The following is a 19,454-nucleotide window of genomic DNA, read 5'->3' as shown; positions in this document are numbered from 1 at the left end:
GGGTGTCTCCAGCGCACGTAACGCGTGAGAGGCCGGACTTGTGCCCGACCTGAGGCGGAGATTTTGCCTCACATCAAGGTCTGTTACTCAATCGACACCCAATCCGCCCTCTCACGAGTGACCGGCTTTGGGTGGCGAAGCGGACCGTACACGGTCCCGCGACCCTCCCTCACGGGTGCCACCCCGTGTACTTCCCGTCATTCGGACCCCTGGAAACCCGGACTTTTCCGGGTTTTCCGAGGGAATTCGCGATCACGGAGAGTGGAGGGCCGGACACTCATTCCTGTGATCGATCACACAGAACGACCCGGGGAAAAAGATCCGGAAATTCAGCGCAAAGCGAACAAAGAGGTCGGCTTGCGTGCAGTCTGTCAGATCGGCAGCGTGACGCGCATCACGAGCCCGCCGCCCTCGCGCGGCTCGGCGATGATACGGCCGCCGTGCGCCCGTGCGACGGAGCGCGCGATCGACAGGCCGAGGCCGACGCCCTTGTCACTCCCCGTGCGCTCCTGCCGGAGGCGCCGGAATGGCTCGAAAAGATTGTCGATCTCGTACGCCGGGACGACCGGGCCCGTGTTCGTCACCTCCAGGACCGCCTGGCCGCCCTGCACGGAGGTGGCGACCTCCACCCAGCCGTCCTCCGGCACGTTGTACCGCACCGCGTTCTGCACCAGGTTCAGGGCGATCCGCTCCAGCAGGACGCCGTTGCCCTGGACCACGGCCGCGGCCCGCTCGCCCCGGAACTCCACGCCCTTGGTGTCGGCCTCCGCCCGGGCCTGGTCCATCGCCCGGGAGGCCACCTCGGCCAGGTCGACCGGTTTGCGCTCCACGATCTCGTTGTCGCTGCGGGCGAGCAGCAGCAGGCCCTCGACCAGCTGCTCGCTGCGCTCGTTGGTCGCGAGCAGCGTCTTGCCGAGCTGCTGGATCTCCACCGGCGCCGCCGGGTCGGAGAGCGTGACCTCCAGGAGCGTGCGGTTGATCGCCAGCGGGGTGCGCAGCTCGTGCGAGGCGTTGGCGACGAAGCGCTGCTGGGCGCTGAAGGCCCGCTCCAGGCGCTCCAGCATCTCGTCGAAGGTGTCGGCGAGCTCCTTCAGCTCGTCGTCGGGCCCGTCCAGCTCGATCCGCCGGGACAGGTCCGTGCCGGCCACCTGGCGGGCGGTCCGGGTGATCCGGCCCAGCGGGGAGAGCACCCGGCCGGCCATCGCGTAGCCGAAGGCGAAGGCGATGATGCTGAGGCCGAGCAGGGCGAAGAGGGAGCGGCGCAGCAGGTCGTCCAGGGCGAGGTCGCTCTGGTGCCGCAGGCACATCGAGACGGCGTTGTTGAGCTGCTCGCCGGTGGACCGGTCGGGCAGCTCGCACCAGTCGGTGGTGGCCGTGACCGTGCCGTTGACCACCTTGAAGGGCAGGGTGGCCGTGGTGTCCCGGACGGCCTGCGCGGTGAAGAGGTAGATGATCGCCAGCAGGATGATGCCGGCGATCAGGAACATGCCGCCGTAGAGCAGCGTGAGCCTTATCCGGATGGTGGGGCGCAGCAGGGGGCGGACCGGGTCGCGTGGGTCCCAGTGCGGTTTCGGTGGTGCGTTGAGCGTGGTGGTGTTCGGGGCCATCGGCTCAGATCCGGTATCCCGAGCCGGGGACGGTGACGATCACCGGGGGCTCGCCGAGCTTGCGGCGCAGGGTCATCACGGTGACCCGGACGACGTTGGTGAACGGGTCGGTGTTCTCGTCCCAGGCCTTCTCCAGGAGCTGCTCGGCCGAGACGACGGCGCCCTCGCTGCGCATCAGGACCTCCAGGACGGCGAACTCCTTGGGCGCGAGCTGGACCTCCTTGCCGTCGCGGAAGACCTCGCGGCGGTTGGGGTCGAGCTTGATGCCGGCCCGCTCCAGGACGGGCGGCAGCGGGACGCTGGTGCGCCGGCCCAGGGCGCGCACGCGCGCGGTGAGCTCGCTGAAGGCGAAGGGCTTGGGGAGGTAGTCGTCGGCGCCGAGCTCCAGGCCTTCGACGCGGTCGCTGACGTCGCCGGAGGCGGTCAGCATCAGCACCCGGGTGGGCATGCCCAGCTCGACGATCTTGCGGCAGACGTCGTCGCCGTGGACCAGCGGCAGGTCGCGGTCGAGCACCACGACGTCGTAGTCGTTGACGCCGACCCGCTCCAGGGCGGCGGCCCCGTCGTACACGACGTCGACCGCCATGGCCTCGCGGCGCAGACCGGTGGCCACCGCATCCGCGAGGAGCTGCTCGTCCTCGACGACGAGTACGCGCACGTCCGTAAGTCCTTTCCTGGGCGCCCTGCTCCCTTGCGGCGGATCCGGGCGGACCCTGAGGCGGACAAGGCGGTTCTGCGCACTGACTGTGCGTGTCCATCCTGCCCCGAACGCGCGTAAACCGGCTGTAAGGCGGCCCTGAGGGGGTGCGGCGGGGGCGGCGCCGGAGCGCGGCGGCGGGCCGCGCGCACCGAGAATTCACCTGATTCGGCGGGCCGTTGATGTTTCCGTCCGCGGAGGGCTGGGGAGGACGACTGCACACCCCGCGATCACGCCCCGTAGGTGGGCTGCCACCTACCGCTCTCTGTCCCCCAGAGGTAGCAGTGCGTGATCCATCCACCCCCGGCACTCCCCGTGCCACCGACCCACGACGAGGGGGCGCACGATGGACGCTTTCACCGCAGGACTGCTGCACCGCATCAAGGCCACGCAGTCCGACCTCACGCGCGCTCGCGAGGCCGGCGACGACTTCCTGGCGGAGGTCGAGCAGGCCGAGCTGGAGGACCTGCACCGGCTGGCCGCCGAACACGGCGTGGAGGTCGGCGCCTCCTGCGCCTGACCCCGCGGACCTGACGGAAGGGCCCCCGGAGCCGATGGCTCCGGGGGCCCTTCCGTCGCCCGGGGCAGCACGTCAGTCGTGCCACGCCCCCGCCCGCTCCAGGAACCCCTGGAGCGTCCCGAAGAGGCCCTCCGGGGCCACCAGGGCCAGCTCGCCCGACGGGGGCTCGCCCGGGCGGCCGCCGGTGCGGGCGCCGGCCTCGCGGGCGATGAGGTCGCCGGCCGCGAGGTCCCAGGGGTTGAGGCCGCGCTCGTAGTAGGCGTCGAGGCGGCCGGCCGCGACGTCGCAGAGGTCGACGGCGGCGGAGCCGGCCCGGCGGATGTCGCGGACCTGGGGCAGCAGCTCGCGGGCCACCTGGGCCTGGTGGTCGCGGCGCTCCTGGACGTAGCCGAAGCCGGTGGCGACCAGGGCCTGGGAGAGGTCCGGCGCGGGGCGGACGGCGAGCGTGCGGTCGCCGAGGCGGGCGCCGCCGCCGAGGGTGGCGTGGAAGGTCTCGCCGCGCATCGGGATCTCGACGACGCCGACCACGGTCTCGCCGTCCCGCTCGGCGGCGATCGAGACGGACCAGGTCGGCAGGCCGTAGAGGTAGTTCACGGTGCCGTCGAGCGGGTCGATGACCCAGCGCACACCGGTGGTGCCGGGGGTGGCGGCGCCCTCCTCGCCGAGCAGGCCGTCGTGCGGGCGGTGCTCGGCGAGGAAGCCGGTGATCAGCTTCTCGGCGGCGATGTCCATCTCGGTGACCACGTCGACGGCGCTGGACTTGGTCTGGGCCACGGCCAGGTCGTCGGGGCGCCCGTCGCGCAGCAGGACGCCGGCCCGCCGGGCGGCCTCCAGGGCCAGCTCGTGCAGTTCGGTCAGCAGGGGGTCGGTCATGCCTCGGTCTCCTCGTACGGACGAGTCGGACGTTCGGGTCGGACGGTGGGGTCGGGCGTACGGATCGGGCGTACGGATCAGGCGTACGGGCTGTCGGCACCGGCCGCCGCGGGGCGCTCGGCCCGGGCGGGGCAGCAGCCGATCGGGCACAGGTCGTGCGAGGGACCGAGGGCGCCCAGGGCGCAGCGCTCGGCGCGCAGGCCCCGCTCGCTCGCGGCCCGCTCCAGGACCAGCTCGCGCACGGCGGCGGCGAAGCGCGGGTCGGCGCCGACGGTGGCCGAGCGCCGGACCGGCAGCCCGAGCTCGGCGGCCTTGGCGGTGGCCTCGGTGTCGAGGTCGTAGAGAACCTCCATGTGGTCCGAGACGAAGCCGATGGGGACCATGACGACGGCCGGGGCCCCGGCGGCGTGCAGCTCCTCCAGGTGGTCGCAGATGTCGGGCTCCAGCCAGGGGATGTGCGGGGCGCCGCTGCGGGACTGGTAGACGAGCTGCCAGGGGTGCTCGACGCCGGTCTCCTCGCGGACGGCGTCGGCGATGACCCGGGCCACGTCCAGGTGCTGCTTCACATAGGCGCCGCCGTCGCCGTGGTCGGCGACGGGGCCGGAGGTGTCGGCGGCGGAGTCCGGGATGGAGTGGGTGGTGAAGGCGAGGTGGGCGCCGGCCCGCACGGACTCGTCGAGCTCGGCCAGGGAGGCGAGCACGCCCTCGATCATGGGGCGGACGAAGCCGGGGTGGTTGAAGTAGTGCCGGAGCTTGTCGACGCGGGGCAGTGGCAGGCCCTCCGCCTCCAGCTGGGCGAGGGAGTCCGCCAGGTTCTCGCGGTACTGCCGGCAGCCGGAGTAGGAGGCGTAGGCGCTGGTGGCGAGGACGGCGATGTGGCGCCGCCCGTCGGTGACCATCTCGCGCAGGGTGTCGGTGAGGTACGGCGCCCAGTTCCGGTTGCCCCAGTAGACCGGCAGGTCGAGGCCGGCCTCGGCGAAGTCCGTGCGCAGGGCGTCGAGCAGGGCGCGGTTCTGGTCGTTGATGGGGCTGACGCCGCCGAAGAGGAAGTAGTGCTGCCCCACTTCCTTCAGCCGTTCCTTGGGGATGCCGCGCCCGCGGGTCACGTTCTCCAGGAACGGGACCACGTCGTCGGGGCCTTCGGGGCCGCCGAAGGAGAGCAGCAGCAGGGCGTCGTACGGGGCGGGATCGAGCTCGTCGGACATGGCACCGATCCTGCCACCCGGCGGTGACGGCCCGGGGCGCGGCCCGACCGGAAAAGGGAGTGACCGGACGACTTCAAGGCCGTAGGCTTTAGCTGTTAATTGACACGTGTGTGCCACACCCGTGCGGTCACGCACGCCTGCCCGAGCCGGAGCTCCCCTTGCCCAGTCCCTATCGCGCGATCTTCGCGGCCCCCGGCAGCACGTCCTTCTCCGTCGCGGGCTTCATCGGCCGGATGCCGCTGTCCATGATGGGCATCGGCATCGTGACCATGATCTCCCAGGTCACCGGGCGGTACGGGCTCGCGGGCGCGCTGTCCGCGACGCTCGCGCTCTCCGCCGCCGTGCTCGGCCCGCGGATCTCCCGCCTGGTCGACCGGCACGGGCAGCGGGCGGTGCTGCGCCCGGCCACCCTGATCTCGCTCGCGGCCGCCGCCGGGCTGCTGCTGTGCGTGAAGTTCGAGGCGCCGGACTGGACCCTCTTCGTCTTCACGGCCTGTGTCGGCACCGTGCCGAGCCTCGGCGCGATGACCCGGGCCCGGTGGGCGGAGCTCTACCGCGGCGACGCCCAGCGGCTGCACACGGCCTATTCGTGGGAGTCGATCGTCGACGAGGTGTGCTTCATCTTCGGCCCGATCATCTCGATCGGACTGTCGACCACCTGGTTCCCCGAGGCCGGCCCGCTGCTCGCCGGCCTCTTCCTGGCCGCCGGCGTCTTCTGGCTGACCGCGCAGCGCGCCACCGAGCCCGCCCCGCACCCGCGCGAGAGCCACTCCGGCGGCTCGGCGCTGCGCTCCCCCGGCCTGCAGGTGCTGACCCTGGCCTTCGTCGCCACCGGCGCCGTGTTCGGCTCGGTGGACGTGGTGACCGTCGCCTTCGCCGAGGAGCAGGGCCACAAGTCGGCCGCGAGCCTGGTGCTCGCGGTGTACGCGCTGGGCTCCTGCCTGGCCGGCGCGGTCTTCGGACTGCTCCGGGTCAAGGGCGAGCCGGCGGTGCGCTGGCTCGTGGGCGTGTGCGCCATGGCCGTGAGTATGATCCCCCTCCTACTGGCCGGGAACCTGCCGTTGCTGGCCGTGGCGCTCTTTGTCGCGGGCCTGTCCATCGCGCCGACGATGGTGACCACGATGGCCCTCGTCGAAGCGCACGTACCGCGCACCAAGCTGACCGAGGGCATGACCTGGACGGGAACCGGGCTCGCGATCGGTGTGGCGCTGGGCTCCTCGGCCGCCGGCTGGGTGGTCGACGCGTCGGGGGCGGAGTCGGGGTACGTGGTGCCCGTCCTCTCGGGTGCGCTCGCGGTCGCCGTGGCGGTGCTCGGTCACCGCCGGCTGCGCAGGCCGGCGCCGACGCGGGAGGGGCAGCTTGACCAGGTCGACGACGCAGCAGAAGAGCACCGGGGCGGCGGGCAGCACGTGGCGTAACTGGGCGGGGAACGTCACGGCCCGCCCGGTGCGGGAGGCGAGCCCGGCCTCGGCCGAGGAGCTGGCGGCGGTCGTGCGCGCGGCCGCCGAGGACGGACTTCGGGTGAAGACGGTCGGCACCGGCCACTCCTTCACCTCCATCGCCGCCACCGACGGGGTGCTGGTGCGCCCGCACCTGCTCACCGGGATCCGCCGGATCGACCGCGAGGCGATGACCGTGACCGTGGAGTCCGGCACCCCGCTGAAGCGGCTCAACGCGGCGCTCGCGCGCGAGGGCCTCTCGCTCACGAACATGGGCGACATCATGGAGCAGACGGTGGCCGGCGCCACCTCGACCGGCACCCACGGCACCGGCCGCGACTCCGCCTCGATCGCCGCGCAGATCCGCGCGATGGAGCTGGTCACCGCCGACGGTTCGCTGCTGACCTGCTCGCCCGAGGAGAACCCGGAGGTCTTCGCCGCCGCCCGGATCGGCCTCGGCGCGCTCGGCGTGGTCACCGCCCTCACCTTCGCGGTGGAGCCGCTCTTCCTGCTCACCGCGCGCGAGGAGCCGATGTCCTTCGACCGCGTGACCGCGGAGTTCGACCAGCTGCACGCGGAGAACGAGCACTTCGAGTTCTACTGGTTCCCGCACACCGACAACTGCAACACCAAGCGCAACAACCGCAGCGCGGGTCCCGCCGCCCCGGTGGGCCGGGTCAGCGGCTGGATCGAGGACGAGCTGCTGTCCAACGGGGTCTTCCAGCTGGCCTGTTCGCTGGGCCGGGCGGTGCCGCCGGTCGTGCCGGCGCTGGCCAGGGTCTCCAGCCGGGCGCTGTCCGCCCGGACGTACACGGACATCCCGTACAAGGTCTTCACCTCGCCGCGCCGGGTGCGCTTCCTGGAGATGGAGTACGCGCTGCCGCGCGAGGCGGCGGTGTCCGCGCTGCGCGAGCTGAAGGCGATGATCGAGCGCTCGCCGCTGAAGGTGAGCTTCCCGGTGGAGGTGCGCACCGCGCCGGCCGACGACATCGCGCTGTCCACCGCCTCGGACCGGGAGTCCGCGTACATCGCCGTGCACCTCTACAAGGGCACGCCCCACCGCGCGTACTTCACCGCGGTGGAGCGGATCATGACCGGGCACGGCGGGCGCCCGCACTGGGGGAAGGTGCACACCCGGGACGCGGCCTACTTCGAGAAGGCCTATCCGCGCTTCGGCGAGTTCACCGCGCTGCGCGACCGGCTCGACCCGGACCGGCGCTTCGGGAACGACTACCTCCGCCGGGTGCTGGGCGACTGACGGTCACTCGGCCGCGTCGCCCGCGGGCGCCCCGGCGGCCGGCGGCGTGGTGCCGGCCGGGGTGGTCGGCGCCGTCGTGGGCGGGGTGGTGGTCGAAGTGGAGCCGCCGGTGGGCTCGGTGGACGCCGAGGACGTCGGGCCCGGGGTCGGCGTCCCCGTCCCGGGGGTACGGTCCGGGGTCGGCGTCCCGCCGGCGTCCCGGTCCTCCTGCCGGCCGCCGCCGGAGCCGGGGGTCGGGGAGGACGTGCCGTCCGTGGCGGGGCGCCGCTCCTCGCCGCCGTCCCGGTCGCTCCCCCGGCCGCTCCCCGGGTCACCGCCCTGGCCGCGCACGGCCGAGCCGAAGGTCGTGGTGCCCCGGGTGCCGGCGAGGTCCTGGCCGGAGGTCAGCTCGTAGGCGGTGATGCCGCCCATGGCGAGCAGGAAGACGGCGGCCGCGCCGACGGCGGAGCGCTTCCAGCCGCGGACCCGGGTGCCGTGCGTGGTCGGCGCGTTGAACTCCTCGCCGAGCCCCTCCCCCGGCAGCTCGCCCCGTGAGGCGGCGGCCTGACGGGGCCTCGGCCGGCCGGTCGCGGTGACCTCGCGCATCTGCTCACCGGTGCGCTTGAGGAGGTGCTGGAGGAGGGGGCCGCCGCAGGTGGCGATGACACTGATCACACCGGCGCCGAGGATGGTGCCGTAGACGCCGAGCGTGGACGCGAGTTTGGCGGCGAGCACGGCCGCGAGCGCACTGCCCGCGACCTGAGGAAGGCTCAGGTCGAACCGTTTCTTCTTCTCTTCCGGCATGTCCGTCCCAGCTGGTCATCTGTTCCACCGTGCACCCAGAAGGGACAAATGGGCGAAGGGATTGGTTCCGTTTCGGGTGCTTCTGTGAAGAGGGACACGCGGGGAGCGCGACCCCGGAGACTCAACTCCGGAATCGCCGGAGAAGTTGGGCGGCGCGCCGGTCCACCCAGGTGGCCCGAATGGAGTACTGTGGCGAGCCCTGGGTCCGGATTCCCTCACGGGTGTCCGGAATCGACGGAAGGGGGCCGAAGGTGGCACTCGAACCGGCGGCGCCACGGCACCGTACGGGCACCCGCGACACAGCGTGACGGGCAGTCACTCTGCGTCGCATTCGGGTAACCGTGCCATAACGGCGTTCCAGGGTCCAGGCCCGACACGCCGGGCAACTCGGCAGGGTTGTGGCAGGCTGCACCCGGGCAGGCCACACTCGACTAGCGGAAGCAGCGACGCACGTGACGTCGGCAGGCACCACCCGGGAGGTTCCCATGCCCGAACTGCGTGTCGTGGCCGTCTCGAACGACGGCACACGACTGGTGCTGAAGGCTGCTGACAACACGGAGTACACACTTCCGATCGACGAGCGGCTGCGGGCCGCCGTCCGCAACGACCGCGCCCGGCTCGGACAGATCGAGATCGAGGTCGAGAGCCACCTCCGCCCCCGCGACATCCAGGCCCGGATACGGGCCGGTGCCTCCGCGGAGGAGGTCGCACAGCTCGCCGGCATCCCCGTCGACCGGGTGCGCCGCTTCGAGGGCCCCGTCCTCGCCGAGCGCGCCTTCATGGCGGAGCGGGCCCGGAAGACCCCCGTGCGCCGGCCCGGCGAGAACACCGGACCCCAGCTCGGCGAGGCGGTGCAGGAGCGGCTGCTGCTGCGCGGCGCCGAGAAGGACACCGTGCAGTGGGACTCCTGGCGCCGGGACGACGGCACCTGGGAGGTGCTGCTCGTCTACCGGGTCGCGGGCGAGGTGCACACGGCGAGCTGGACCTACGACCCGCCGCGCCGGCTCGTCCAGGCCGTGGACGACGAGGCCCGGGCGCTGATCGGCGAGACCGACGACACCCTGGCGGCCGTGCCGGAGCCCAGCTTCCCCTTCGTGCCGCGGATCGCCCGGCTGCCCCGGGACCGGCCGCTGGACCGCGCGCTCGACCGGCAGATCGACCGCTCCCCCGCCCCGGCCCCCGAGCCGGAGGAGGAGCGCGACTCGCTGACCAGTCTCCTGGAGGCGGTGCCGAGCTTCCGCGGCGACCTGGTCGTGCCCGAGCAGCCGGACAGCGAGCCCGCCGACGAGGTCGAGGCCGAGGAGCCGCCCGCCCCGGCGGCCTCCGCCGGCGCCGGCTCCGCCTACGCGGACGTCCTCATGCCGCGGGCCGTCTCGGGCCACCGGGACCGGCTCATCGGCACCACCGACCGGCAGGCCGAGGCGGACGGCGTCCGCCCCGGGCGGCGCGCGGCGGTGCCCAGCTGGGACGAGATCGTCTTCGGCACCCGCCGCAAGAAGCAGTCGGAGTGACCGGCTGAGTTCGTACGGGGAAGGGCCCGCGCCGCGGTGACAGCGCGGGCCCTTCGCCGCGTGCGTGTCCCCGGTTACTGCGGATCCGGGCCCGTCGCCACCGGGCGGGCCGGGTCCGCGGACCACTCGGACCAGGAGCCGGCGTAGAGCGCGGCCCGGAAGCCGGCCAGCTCCAGGGCCAGCACCTCGTGGGCGCCGGAGACGCCCGAGCCGCAGTAGACGCCGATCTCGCCCGCGGTGCCGGCACCGAGGCCGGCGAACCGGGCCGCCAGCTCCTCGGCGGGCCGGAAGCGCCCGTCCCCCGCCACGTTCTCCGTGGTCGGGGCGGAGACCGCGCCCGGGATGTGGCCGCCGACCCGGTCGATGGGCTCCACGTCCCCGCGGTAGCGCTCGGCGGCGCGCGCGTCGAGCAGAAGGCCCGAGCGGGCCAGCGAGGCGGCGGCGTCCGCGTCGAGGAGCGGCAGCGCGCCCGGGCGGGGCTCGAAGTCGCCCGGGGCGGGCACGGGCACGTCCTTGGACAGCTCGCCGGGCCAGGCGGCGAGACCGCCGTCGAGCACCCGGACGTCCGGGTGTCCGGTCCAGCGCAGCAGCCACCAGGCGCGGGCCGCGCCCCAGCCGAGCCCGCCGTCGTAGACCACGACCGGGGTGCCGGCCGAGACGCCCGCGCGGCGCATCGCCGCGCCGAAGGCGGCGACGTCCGGCAGCGGGTGGCGCCCGCCGGCCCCGGGCGGCCCCGCGAGTTCGGCGTCCAGGTCCACGTAGACGGCGCCGGGCAGGTGCCCGGCCTCGTACTCCGGGCGGCCGGGCGGGCCGCCGAGGGACCAGCGGACGTCCAGGAGGACCGGCGGCCTCGGCCCGGCCGATTCGCTGACGAGTTCGCTTGCGGAGATGATGGGCTTCATGGGAGCCATCCTCGCGCAGCCCGTCGCCTGACGGAGGGCACCCGCCGGGTTCGGCCGGGACGCGCGGGGCGCCCCGGGGTGCCACCATCGGGACGGGACGGACGCCCGGTGCAGGTGTACGACGGGCGGCGCGCGGGCAGTGACCCGCCGGGAGGCCCCGTACGGCCCCGCCCGCCCCCGGCCGTGCGGCCCCTGGCGAGAAGAGAGTGACGATGACCGAGGCGACTCGGCGCACACCCGGTACACCCTGTTGGGTGAGCCTGATGGTGCATGGACTTGACGCGACGCGGGAGTTCTACGCGGCGCTGTTCGGCTGGGAGTTCGTGCCCGGCCCGCAGCAGCTCGGCCCGTACGTGCGCGCGCTGCTCGACGGCCGCGAGGTGGCCGGGATCGGCCAGCTCCCGCCGGACCGGCATCTGCCGATCGCCTGGACCACCTACCTGGCCACGGACGACGCCGACGAGACGGCGGAGACCATCCGCTGCTGCGGCGGCACGGTCGCGGTCGGCCCGCTGGACGCGGGCGAGGCGGGACGGCTGGCGATCTGCTCGGACCCGGCGGGCGCCGTGTTCGGCGTCTGGCAGGCCGACGCCCACCACGGCACGGCGACGGCCGGTCCGCCCGGCACGCCCGTGTGGAACGAGCTGCTGACCTACGAGACCGCCTCGGTCGGCAAGTTCTACGCCACGGTCTTCGGCTACGAGGTGGAGCCGGTGGTGTCCGCCGACTTCGACTACCTGACCCTGCACCTCGACGGGCGGCCGGTCGCCTCGCTGCACGGGGTGGGCACGGCCCTGCCCCGGGACCGGGGCGCGCACTGGATGACCTACTTCGAGGTGGCCGACGTGGACGCCTCGGCCCGGACGGTGGCGGAGCTGGGCGGCCAGGTGCTCCGGCCGCCGCGCGAGGGCACGGCGGGCCGGCTCGCGCTGGTGGCCGACCCGGAGGGCGCGGTCTTCACCCTGGTCAGGTCGGCCGGCGCGTAGCTCGTCCCTCAGGCCCGGGCCGGGGCCCGCAGGCCGAGTTCCGCCAGGCGCTCGGCCGGGAAGTGGTGGGCGAGGTCCGGGTCGCTTCCGTGTGCCGCGAGGTAGGCGGCGGTCTCCTCGCGCAGGCCGGGGTGGGCGGACGGGCGCATGCAGTGGCCGACCGCCCGGACCAGCGGGGCGAGCCCGGCCCGCGTGGTGTCCGGCACGGCGGGCGGGGTGTCGCCCTCCAGGTCGGGCACCAGGTGGTCGACCAGCGTGAGTGGCACGCGGTTGCTGTTCTCGTACGGGGTGAGGCGCTCCAGGACCGTGCGCGTGCCGACGCGCGCGACGGGCACGCCGAAGTAGTGGGCGGCGGTCAGCATGGCCGTGGAGAAGCAGCCGACGACGAGGCCTGGCCGGCAGCGCTCGTAGTAGGTCTCGGCGAGCAGCGGGCCGTCCAGGACGGTGAGCCGGACGCCGGTGCGGGCGGCCTCCTCGTGCAGGGCGGTGGAGTAGCCGGCGGGGGCGGTCGGGTGCGGCTTGAAGACCACCGAGCGGTGGCCGGCCGCGGCGGCGCCGCGCAGCATCCGTACGTGCAGGTCCTCCTCCTCCTCGACGCTGAGGATGCCGAGGGCGGCGAGGTATTGGCCGAGCAGCAGCGCGGTGGGCGCGGCGGCGGCCGCGGCGGTGAGCGCGGCGTCCTCCGCGGAGTCCCGCGAGGCCTCGGCGATCTCGCGCAGCACGGCGCGGAAGGCCTCGTCGGGGACGAGTTCGGCGCCGACGCCGTACTCGGTGAGGAGCAGCGGCCGCAGTCCGGGGACCAGGTCGAGGTGGAGCACCCGGCGGATGCGGCAGGCGAGGGACTGGGGCAGCTCGTCGCGGGTGGGGCCGTAGCTCATCAGGCCGTCGGCGTAGACGTGCACGGAGCTCTCGGCGAACACGGCGGCGAGTGCCTTGGCCGGGTTGACCTGGATGGACTCGACGACCAGCTCGACCGGGGCGGCGCCGAGGTCCCAGGCGGTGCGCAGGACCCGCTGCCAGAGCGGGGTCTCCTCGGGGCGGGGCGCCCAGGTGCCGGGGTGGTGCGGGTGGACGGCCTCGTTCCAGTCGAGCACGCCGTCGAAGCGGGCGGCGACCCGCTCGTAGCCGGTCATGGTCGCCAGGGGGACGGCGGTCTCGGGGATCTCGGCGTTGTTCGAGACGAGGAGCAGGCGGCGGGCCTCGCCGGGGGCGCCGAAGAGGCCGGCGTCGACGGCCGCGGCGGCGGTGGCGGCGCCGTACAGGGTGGACACCTGGAAGATCTGGACGCGGGTGCGGTCCGTGGTCGGCATGCTCAGGCGGCCTTTCCGATGTCGCGCAGGCTCTTCAGGAGGGTGCTGCGGGGGGTGTCCATGGTGGCGAGGGTCTCGTCGAGGACCCGCTGCGGCATCCGGCGCAGCGCGTCGGTGACGTCACGGCGCAGCCGCTTGCCGACCGCCGCCTCGTACTGGTCGGCCTTGGCCATGTGGAAGGCGATCATCGCGCAGTAGGTGCGGACGGCCTTGGGCAGGAAGCGCTCGGCGTCGCGGTCCCTGCCGACCTCGTCGAGCAGCAGGTCGTAGGAGGGGATGAAGTCGAGCTGCCGGTGGTCGGTGATCTGGGTGAGGGAGGTGGTGACGCCGCGCCGGTAGAAGACGCCGTGCAGGGAGAGGGCGGCGTAGCTGGTGGCGTTGAGGTGGAGGCGCCAGACCCAGAGCCGGTCCTCGGCGGTGCGCAGCTTGGTCTCGAAGCGCCCGGCGCCGTCCTCGAAGAGGCGGGCGCTGTAGACGCCGAAGGGCACGAAGGGGTAGTCGACCATCGTGATCGTGCTGGCGGGGGCGATGCCGTCGCGGGGGTCCATGGCGGTGTCGCGGACCTTGGCGGGGGCGTAGCGGATCTGCCGGTTCCGGTCGGTGGACAGGACGTGGTCGGTGCGGGCGAAGTCGACGCCGAGCCGGTGGATGCCCTCGGTCATGGCGCGCAGGTGCCCGGGGGCGTACCAGTCGTCGCCGTCGAGGAAGGTGAGGTAGTCGCCGGTGGCGGCGTCGATGCCGGTGTTGCGGGCCTGGGCGACGCCGAGGTTGGTGCTGTGGCGGATGACGGTGGCCTGCGGGATGCGGCTCTTCCAGCGGTCGAGGAGGTCCGGGGTCTCGTCGGTGGAGTGGTCGTCGACCAGCAGGAACTCGGTGTCGTCGTCCGCGTTGTCGGCGAGACTGCGCAGGGTGTCGGGGGCGTAGGGCCCGACATTGTGGAAGGGCACGACGACGGACAGTTTCGGCACTCGGAACTCACCAACTCGCTGATCGGTACTGGTCGGGCAGGCTAGGCAGGGGTCTTCTCCGGGGAACGAGCCGCGGGTGCACGGGGGGTGAACTCCCGCTGTCCGGCGGGTTCACGGCTCCGGCGCCGGCGGTGCGGCAGGCCGGTGAGGAGCAGCGCGAGGAGGGCGGCGGCGCCGGCCGCGGCGCCGGGCCGCACACCGGGCGGGCGGAAGGCGCAGGTGACCGTGGTGGCCTTGCCGTCGAGGGGGACGGCGATCAGGCCGAGGCGGCGGTGGGCGGGCTCCAGCGGCGCGTCGCCGGCGGCGCAGCGCCAGCCGGGGATGCGGGGGACGGCGAGCACGGCGGTGCCGGTGCTGCCGGGGGGCAGTTCGGCGGTGAGGGTGTGGCCGGTGGCGCGGACGGCGGTGGCTCCGGTGGCGGTCAGCTCGCGGACGGCGGTGTCGAGCCGGTGCCGTTCCAGGCAGCCGATCGGCCGGGCGGGGAGCCGGGGCCGGGGCTTGCCCTCGGGGTCGGGGGTCAGCTCGACGCGGACGGCGCCGGAGGCGGGGACGGTGCCGAGCCGCTGCATGGCGGCGCGCACGGAGGGCGGCTTGCCCGCGAAGGCGGCGGGCGGGGCGGCGGACGCGGTCCCGGCGAGGGCGGCGGTGCCCCGGTAGTCGGGGGCCCAGAACCATACTTCGGAGCCGGCCGGGCAGCTCGCGGTGAGGACGGCCCCGCCGGCGGTGGCGGTACGCAGCGGCGCCGCCGGCACCTCGTACACCCGGCTGCCCAGCATGCGTTCCTGGCGGGCGAAGGCGGTGTCGGCGGCCGAGCCGGGCCGGGGGCCGGCGGCGGGCGGGCCGGGGCGGACGGTGACGAGCGGCGGCACGGGGCTCTCGGCGACCTCGATCCCGGCCTCGGGGAGCCGGTCGAGCGCGGGCGGGCCCGCGGGCGTGGAACGCATCCGGGTGCCGATGGAGAAGATCGCGTCGGTGACGGGGTTGTCGAGGCTCACCGGGTGGCGGCCCTTGGCGTAGTAGCCGAAGCCGAGGGCGGCCAGGGTCCGGGAGTACGTCTCGGAGGTGAGGCTGCTGTAGTAGTCGGCGCCCTGGCCGCCGACCAGGAGCACGTCGTTGCCGCCCGGGACCTCGCCGGGGTCGGTGCGGTGGCGCGGCCAGGCGTCGTGCGCGGCGACGGCGGCGGCCATGTCGGTGTGCCAGGGGCCGATCCGGGGCGACCAGGAGACGCCGGCCAGTTGTCGTTCCTCGATGCGCTTGCCGGTGACCAGGGTCTCGCCCGCCTGCGCGGTGAGCAGCAGGCCGACGGCGAGCACGGGCAGCAGCCGGCCGGCCGGGCGCGAGCGGGCGCGCAGGGCGGCCGCGGCGGCGAGCACGGCGAGGGCGGCGGCCCCGGCGGCGGCCGGGTAGGTCCAGCGGTCGATGTCGACGCTGCCGGCCGCGCCCAGGGCCAGGAGGGCGAAGGTGCCGGCGCCGCCGAGCAGGGCGAGCGGCCGGGGCACGCCGTCGGCGGCGGACAGCCAGGCCGCCGTCAGCAACAGGCCGCACAGCACGAAGGTCTGACGGTACGGGATGCCGTTCGGCGAGGCCCCGGCGTGCCAGAGCAGGTGGGTCGGCTCCCACTGGAGAGAGAGCGTGACGAGCACGATCGCGGCGGCCCAGCCGGCCCGGACGCGGCCGGGGACGGCGCGGTTGAAGGGCAGGGTGAGGGCGAGCGCCAGGGCGGGGGTGCCGATGAAGAGGGCGGGCGAGGCGACGCTCGCGGTGGCCGGCAGGAAGCGGGCCAGGACCTCGGTCCAGGCGGCCGGGGCGAAGGCGGTCGGCGGGGTCGGGTCGGCGGACCTGGTGCCGAGGAAGACGACGAGGACGAGCGGGGCGGCGAGCCCGAGGCCGATCGCGACGGTCCGGGCGGCGCGCAGCACGGCGGTGAGGCGCGCCCGCCGGACGCCGGCCGGGGCGTCCTCGGCGGTGAGGAGGCGGACGACGAGCACCACGGCGGCGCCGAGGGTGGCCATGTAGGCGGTGTAGAAGTTGGCGGTCCAGGCGAGGGCGACGACCAGCGGCCCGAGGACCGGGCGGCGGCCCTTCCCGGCCCACTCCCCCACCAGGCAGAGCAGCGGGAAGGCGATCAGTCCGTCGAGCCACATCGGCACGGTGGCGCCGTAGTTGAAGGTCCAGCCGGACAGCGCGTAGGCGGTGCCGAGGAGCGCGGCGAGCGGCCACGGGCCGCGCCGCAGGGTGAGCAGCAGGGCGGCCATGGCCGCGCCCGCGGTGGCGATCTTGAGCGCGGTGACGACGTAGAGGGCGAGTTCGGGCCGGTCGGCCGGGAAGGCCACCACGAGCAGGGCGAAGGGGCTGCTCAGATAGGTGCCGAGGTCGCCGAGGAAGTTGCTGCCGAAGCCGGAGTTCCAGTTGAGGAACAGGTCGCCGTGGGTCTCGCCGAGCAGCAGGGAGCGCCAGTAGGCGTGGTACGGGAGGTACTGCTGGCCCAGGTCGACGATGTTGCGGGTGCGGTCGCCGAGGGGGTGGCTGCCGGCGAGCCGGGAGGCGAGGGCGAAGAGCACGCCGGTGAGCAGGGCCGCGCCGGCCGCGGCCCGCAGCCGGGGCCGGGAGGGTCGGCTCGCGGTCTCGGCTGCGGGTGCCACACGTCCTCCTGGGCGGTCGGCCGGCGGGTGCGGGCGCGACCGGGCTCGGCGCGGCGGGGCGCTCGGCGCTGCCCGGGCCGCGTGCTGATCGTCGTAGAGACGCATTACCGCCGAGCCGTGCGACCGCCGGCCGATCGGCAGGCGGTCTCCGGGCGCACCTCAGGTGAACAGCCGGTGCCCGGCGCCGGATCCGGCCGCCCGTCCGGGACCCGTACGATCGTGCGGGATCCGGAAGATCGCGTCGGCCCGCCGGCCGGAGAGGACGGGAACCCCATGAGCAGCGCCGGACGGCTCGTCGTCATCGTCCTGTTCGAGGGCGTCGACCTGCTCGACGTCACCGGCCCGCCGGAGGTCTTCGCGCTGCTGCGCCGCGAGACGGACGGCGCCGACGGGTACGAGGTGGTGCTCGCCGCGGAGTCGGCCGGTCCGGTCACCACCTCGGCGGGGGTACGGGTGCTGCCGGACGTCACCTTCGAGGAGCTGGCCGGCCGGCGCCTCGACACGCTGCTGGTGCCCGGCGCGGTGGAGACGGACGGCGGGCGGCGGGTGCACGCGCTGGTCGACCCGGCGGTGGTCGCCCGGGTGCGGGAGCTGGCCGGGCGGAGCCGCCGGGTCGCCTCGGTCTGCGTCGGGGCGCACATCCTGGCCGCCGCCGGACTCCTCGACGGCCGGCGGGCCACCACCCACTGGTCGACGGCGGGGCAGCTGGCCGCCGACCACCCGGAGGTGGAGGTCGACGCCGACCCGATCTTCATCCGGGACGGCGACGTGTGGACCGGGGCCGGCATCAGCTCCTGCCTCGACCTGTCGCTCGCGCTGGTCGCCGACGACTTCGGCGAGACGACGGCGCTGCGAGTGGCCCGGCAGCTGGTGATGTACCTGAAGCGGCCCAGTGGGCAGAGCCAGTTCAGCGTGCCGCTGGAGCCGGTGTCGACCACCCGGCGGGTGGAGGAGCTGCGGCACCACATCAACCGCAACCTCGACGGCCGGCTCACCCTCGCCGACCTGGCGGCGAGCGCGCACGTCAGCGAGCGGCAGCTGACCCGGATCTTCAAGTCCGAGCTGGGGACGACTCCGAGCGCCTATGTGGAGTCGGCGCGGGTGGAACGGGCCCGGCACCTCCTGGAGTCGACCGACGCGACCCTGGAACGGATCACGAGCGCCTGCGGGTTCGGCACCACGGACACCCTGATCCGGGCCTTCCGGCGGCGGCTCGACACGACGCCGATGGAGTACCGGCGCCGTTTCCGCACCGAGCCGGCCGGCTGAGCCGGCGCCGCTCCGGGCCCCGCGTCAGAAGACCTCCAGGAGCCGCTTGAGCGCCTGCGGGACCCGCCCGCCGCCGTCCTCCCGGGCCTCGACCGCGCGCAGGGCGGGCAGCACCAGGCGGGCGCCGGGGGTGCGGACCGGTTCGGGCGGGAACCAGCCGCCCGGCGCCCGGGTGAAGGCGGACCGCGACCACTCGTCGGAGGTGCCGAGCACGAGGGAGGCGAGGACCCGGGCCATCAGCCGCGAGGGGCCCACGCCGTCGCCGGAGTACCCGGTGGCGTAGGCGACGCCGGGCACCGAGCGCAGCCAGCCGGCGAAGGGCAGATGGGTCACCGAGTACTCCACGGGCGCGGTCCAGCGCATGTCGACGGGCGCGTCGGCGAGGTCCGGGAAGAGCCGGGCGAGGTGGGCGCGCAGCTCGGCGGGGCGCAGGGCGTCGCCCCAGAGGGTGCTGGGGCCGAGCTGCCCGGGGGCGACGCCCGAGCCGCCCTTGCCGAAGAGCAGCCGGCCGTCGGGGGTGGTGCGGTAGTAGTTGAGGCGCCGCCGGGAGTCGCAGACGGAGACCTCGCCGTCCCAGCCGAGGGCCTTCAGGCGCTCCGGCACGGGCCGGGTCAGGACGGTGTCGCTGGCGACGGTGACCATGCGGCGGCCGAGGTCCTCCAGCTGCCCGGCCCAGGCGTTGACGGCCAGCACCACCTTGTCGGCGTGGACGGTGCCGTGGGGCGTGCGGGCGCGGACGGTGCCGCCCGGCGCGGGGCGCAGCGCGGTGAGCGGGGTGCGCTCGTGGATCCGTACGCCGGCGTCGAGGGCGACCCGGCGCATGCCGCGGGTCAGCCGGGCGGGCTGGAGGGTGACGCAGCCGGGGTCGAGCACCGCGCCGTAGTGGTGGCGGGTGCCGACGGTCGCGCGGGCCTCGGCGGCGGTGATCCGGTGCAGCGGCTGGATGCCCGCCCGGTGCAGGTCGTCCAGGGTGCGCTGCCAGGCGCCGCGCTGGGCGGGCGAGGAGGCGGCCCACATCCAGGGGCCGCGGCGGTGCTCGATGTCGATGCCGTGGGTGTCGGCGAAGTCGAGGATCTCGTCGACGGCGGCGGCCGAGGCCTCGCCGATGCGGCGGGCCTCGGCGTGGCCGCCGATCGCGACCAGGCTGCTGAAGCGGGCCCACATGGGCATGAGGAAGCCGGCGTTGGCGCCGCTGGCGCCGCCGCCGCAGACGTCGGCCTCGATCAGCACGACGTCGGTGCCGGGGGCCCGGCGCAGGATCTCCAGGGCCGTCCACAGTCCGGTGAAGCCGCCGCCGACCACGCACACGTCGCAGCGGGTCTCCTCGTGGAGCGGCGGGGTGCGGCCGGCCTCGGTGGCGCTCTCGGCAGCGAGGGCGTCGCGCAGCCAGGGGGTGCGGCGGGCGGGCGGCGGGGTGTCGGGGTGGGGCCAGGTCGGGGACAGGCGCAGTTCGGCCACGGGGTGTGGGACCTCCGGTCGGTGCG

The 19,454-nt window shown here is 74.6% G+C and carries 16 protein-coding genes; 6 read left to right on the top strand and 10 right to left on the bottom strand.

The window, feature by feature from the left end:
- Positions 1 to 371: 371 nt before the first annotated feature.
- Both ACIGW2_RS19395 and ACIGW2_RS19390 read right to left on the bottom strand, forming a co-directional pair.
- A complete protein-coding gene (locus ACIGW2_RS19395; protein WP_399844628.1) occupies positions 372 to 1,607 on the bottom strand; it encodes a sensor histidine kinase in 1,236 nt (411 codons plus the stop codon).
- A gap of 4 nt (positions 1,608 to 1,611) precedes the next feature.
- Positions 1,612 to 2,265 (bottom strand): response regulator transcription factor, encoded by a 654-nt coding sequence (locus ACIGW2_RS19390; protein WP_265864944.1) that lies wholly within the window; start codon positions 2,263 to 2,265, stop codon positions 1,612 to 1,614.
- A 385-nt stretch (positions 2,266 to 2,650) separates the two neighbouring features.
- Between ACIGW2_RS19390 and ACIGW2_RS19385 the strand changes: the two genes are divergently transcribed.
- Entirely contained in the window at positions 2,651 to 2,824 is a 174-nt protein-coding gene (locus tag ACIGW2_RS19385; RefSeq protein WP_361580580.1) for a hypothetical protein, read from the top strand.
- 72 nt (positions 2,825 to 2,896) lie between these two features.
- On the opposite strand, the gene ACIGW2_RS19380 is transcribed toward ACIGW2_RS19385, so the two are convergent.
- On the bottom strand, positions 2,897 to 3,697 hold the full coding sequence (locus tag ACIGW2_RS19380; protein WP_399844625.1) for an inositol monophosphatase family protein: 801 nt from the start codon (positions 3,695 to 3,697) through the stop codon (positions 2,897 to 2,899).
- A 77-nt stretch (positions 3,698 to 3,774) separates the two neighbouring features.
- Entirely contained in the window at positions 3,775 to 4,902 is a 1,128-nt protein-coding gene (locus ACIGW2_RS19375) for a ferrochelatase (protein ID WP_391653577.1), read from the bottom strand.
- Between the two features lie 158 nt (positions 4,903 to 5,060).
- Between ACIGW2_RS19375 and ACIGW2_RS19370 the strand changes: the two genes are divergently transcribed.
- Both ACIGW2_RS19370 and ACIGW2_RS19365 read left to right on the top strand, forming a co-directional pair.
- Positions 5,061 to 6,320: an MFS transporter gene (locus ACIGW2_RS19370; protein WP_399844624.1), complete on the top strand. Its 1,260-nt coding sequence runs from the start codon at positions 5,061 to 5,063 to the stop codon at positions 6,318 to 6,320.
- Positions 6,262 to 7,599, top strand: coding sequence for a D-arabinono-1,4-lactone oxidase (locus ACIGW2_RS19365; protein WP_391653580.1), 1,338 nt, complete (start codon positions 6,262 to 6,264; stop codon positions 7,597 to 7,599). Before ACIGW2_RS19370 ends, ACIGW2_RS19365 begins: the two co-directional genes overlap by 59 nt.
- A gap of 3 nt (positions 7,600 to 7,602) precedes the next feature.
- Here ACIGW2_RS19365 and ACIGW2_RS19360 read toward each other — a convergent pair whose 3' ends face one another.
- Positions 7,603 to 8,382 carry a hypothetical protein gene (locus ACIGW2_RS19360; RefSeq protein ID WP_399844621.1) on the bottom strand — a complete coding sequence of 260 codons (780 nt, stop codon included), beginning with the start codon at positions 8,380 to 8,382 and terminating at the stop codon, positions 7,603 to 7,605.
- A 452-nt stretch (positions 8,383 to 8,834) separates the two neighbouring features.
- On the opposite strand from ACIGW2_RS19360, the gene sepH reads away from it, so the two are divergent.
- Positions 8,835 to 9,893: a septation protein SepH gene (gene sepH, locus ACIGW2_RS19355; RefSeq protein ID WP_361580562.1), complete on the top strand. Its 1,059-nt coding sequence runs from the start codon at positions 8,835 to 8,837 to the stop codon at positions 9,891 to 9,893.
- A 74-nt stretch (positions 9,894 to 9,967) separates the two neighbouring features.
- On the opposite strand, the gene ACIGW2_RS19350 is transcribed toward sepH, so the two are convergent.
- A complete protein-coding gene (locus tag ACIGW2_RS19350; protein ID WP_391653582.1) occupies positions 9,968 to 10,795 on the bottom strand; it encodes a sulfurtransferase in 828 nt (275 codons plus the stop codon).
- 212 nt (positions 10,796 to 11,007) lie between these two features.
- Between ACIGW2_RS19350 and ACIGW2_RS19345 the strand changes: the two genes are divergently transcribed.
- Positions 11,008 to 11,781: a VOC family protein gene (locus tag ACIGW2_RS19345; RefSeq protein WP_399844618.1), complete on the top strand. Its 774-nt coding sequence runs from the start codon at positions 11,008 to 11,010 to the stop codon at positions 11,779 to 11,781.
- An 8-nt stretch (positions 11,782 to 11,789) separates the two neighbouring features.
- On the opposite strand, the gene ACIGW2_RS19340 is transcribed toward ACIGW2_RS19345, so the two are convergent.
- The 3 genes from ACIGW2_RS19340 to ACIGW2_RS19330 are packed head-to-tail and all read right to left on the bottom strand — an operon-like array spanning position 11,790 to position 16,806.
- A complete protein-coding gene (locus ACIGW2_RS19340; RefSeq protein WP_391653585.1) occupies positions 11,790 to 13,091 on the bottom strand; it encodes a polysialyltransferase family glycosyltransferase in 1,302 nt (433 codons plus the stop codon).
- A 2-nt stretch (positions 13,092 to 13,093) separates the two neighbouring features.
- On the bottom strand, positions 13,094 to 14,059 hold the full coding sequence (locus ACIGW2_RS19335) for a glycosyltransferase family 2 protein (RefSeq protein WP_399844615.1): 966 nt from the start codon (positions 14,057 to 14,059) through the stop codon (positions 13,094 to 13,096).
- 41 nt (positions 14,060 to 14,100) lie between these two features.
- Positions 14,101 to 16,806: a YfhO family protein gene (locus tag ACIGW2_RS19330; protein WP_399844614.1), complete on the bottom strand. Its 2,706-nt coding sequence runs from the start codon at positions 16,804 to 16,806 to the stop codon at positions 14,101 to 14,103.
- Between the two features lie 168 nt (positions 16,807 to 16,974).
- Between ACIGW2_RS19330 and ACIGW2_RS19325 the strand changes: the two genes are divergently transcribed.
- Complete coding sequence (locus tag ACIGW2_RS19325) at positions 16,975 to 17,970, top strand: GlxA family transcriptional regulator (protein ID WP_391653588.1); 996 nt, start codon at positions 16,975 to 16,977, stop codon at positions 17,968 to 17,970.
- A gap of 24 nt (positions 17,971 to 17,994) precedes the next feature.
- On the opposite strand, the gene ACIGW2_RS19320 is transcribed toward ACIGW2_RS19325, so the two are convergent.
- Complete coding sequence (locus tag ACIGW2_RS19320; protein ID WP_391653590.1) at positions 17,995 to 19,428, bottom strand: FAD-dependent oxidoreductase; 1,434 nt, start codon at positions 19,426 to 19,428, stop codon at positions 17,995 to 17,997.
- Positions 19,429 to 19,454: the final 26 nt, after the last annotated feature.

The organism is Streptomyces sp. NPDC053541, from assembly GCF_044544705.1.
Lineage (GTDB): Bacteria > Actinomycetota > Actinomycetes > Streptomycetales > Streptomycetaceae > Streptomyces.
This window is presented reverse-complemented; position numbering and strand designations above follow the sequence as displayed.

What these genes read in the sequence shown, in the direction of transcription:
- ACIGW2_RS19340 (WP_391653585.1), bottom strand. Translation starts at nt 13,091, where the DNA reads ATGCCGACCACGGACCGCACCCGCGTCCAGATCTTCCAGGTGTCCACC.
- ACIGW2_RS19330 (WP_399844614.1), bottom strand. Translation starts at nt 16,806, where the DNA reads ATGCGTCTCTACGACGATCAGCACGCGGCCCGGGCAGCGCCGAGCGCC.
- ACIGW2_RS19360 (WP_399844621.1), bottom strand. Translation starts at nt 8,382, where the DNA reads ATGCCGGAAGAGAAGAAGAAACGGTTCGACCTGAGCCTTCCTCAGGTC.
- ACIGW2_RS19395 (WP_399844628.1), bottom strand. Translation starts at nt 1,607, where the DNA reads ATGGCCCCGAACACCACCACGCTCAACGCACCACCGAAACCGCACTGG.
- ACIGW2_RS19380 (WP_399844625.1), bottom strand. Translation starts at nt 3,697, where the DNA reads ATGACCGACCCCCTGCTGACCGAACTGCACGAGCTGGCCCTGGAGGCC.
- ACIGW2_RS19350 (WP_391653582.1), bottom strand. Translation starts at nt 10,795, where the DNA reads ATGAAGCCCATCATCTCCGCAAGCGAACTCGTCAGCGAATCGGCCGGG.
- ACIGW2_RS19325 (WP_391653588.1), top strand. Translation starts at nt 16,975, where the DNA reads ATGAGCAGCGCCGGACGGCTCGTCGTCATCGTCCTGTTCGAGGGCGTC.
- ACIGW2_RS19375 (WP_391653577.1), bottom strand. Translation starts at nt 4,902, where the DNA reads ATGTCCGACGAGCTCGATCCCGCCCCGTACGACGCCCTGCTGCTGCTC.
- ACIGW2_RS19345 (WP_399844618.1), top strand. Translation starts at nt 11,008, where the DNA reads ATGACCGAGGCGACTCGGCGCACACCCGGTACACCCTGTTGGGTGAGC.
- ACIGW2_RS19385 (WP_361580580.1), top strand. Translation starts at nt 2,651, where the DNA reads ATGGACGCTTTCACCGCAGGACTGCTGCACCGCATCAAGGCCACGCAG.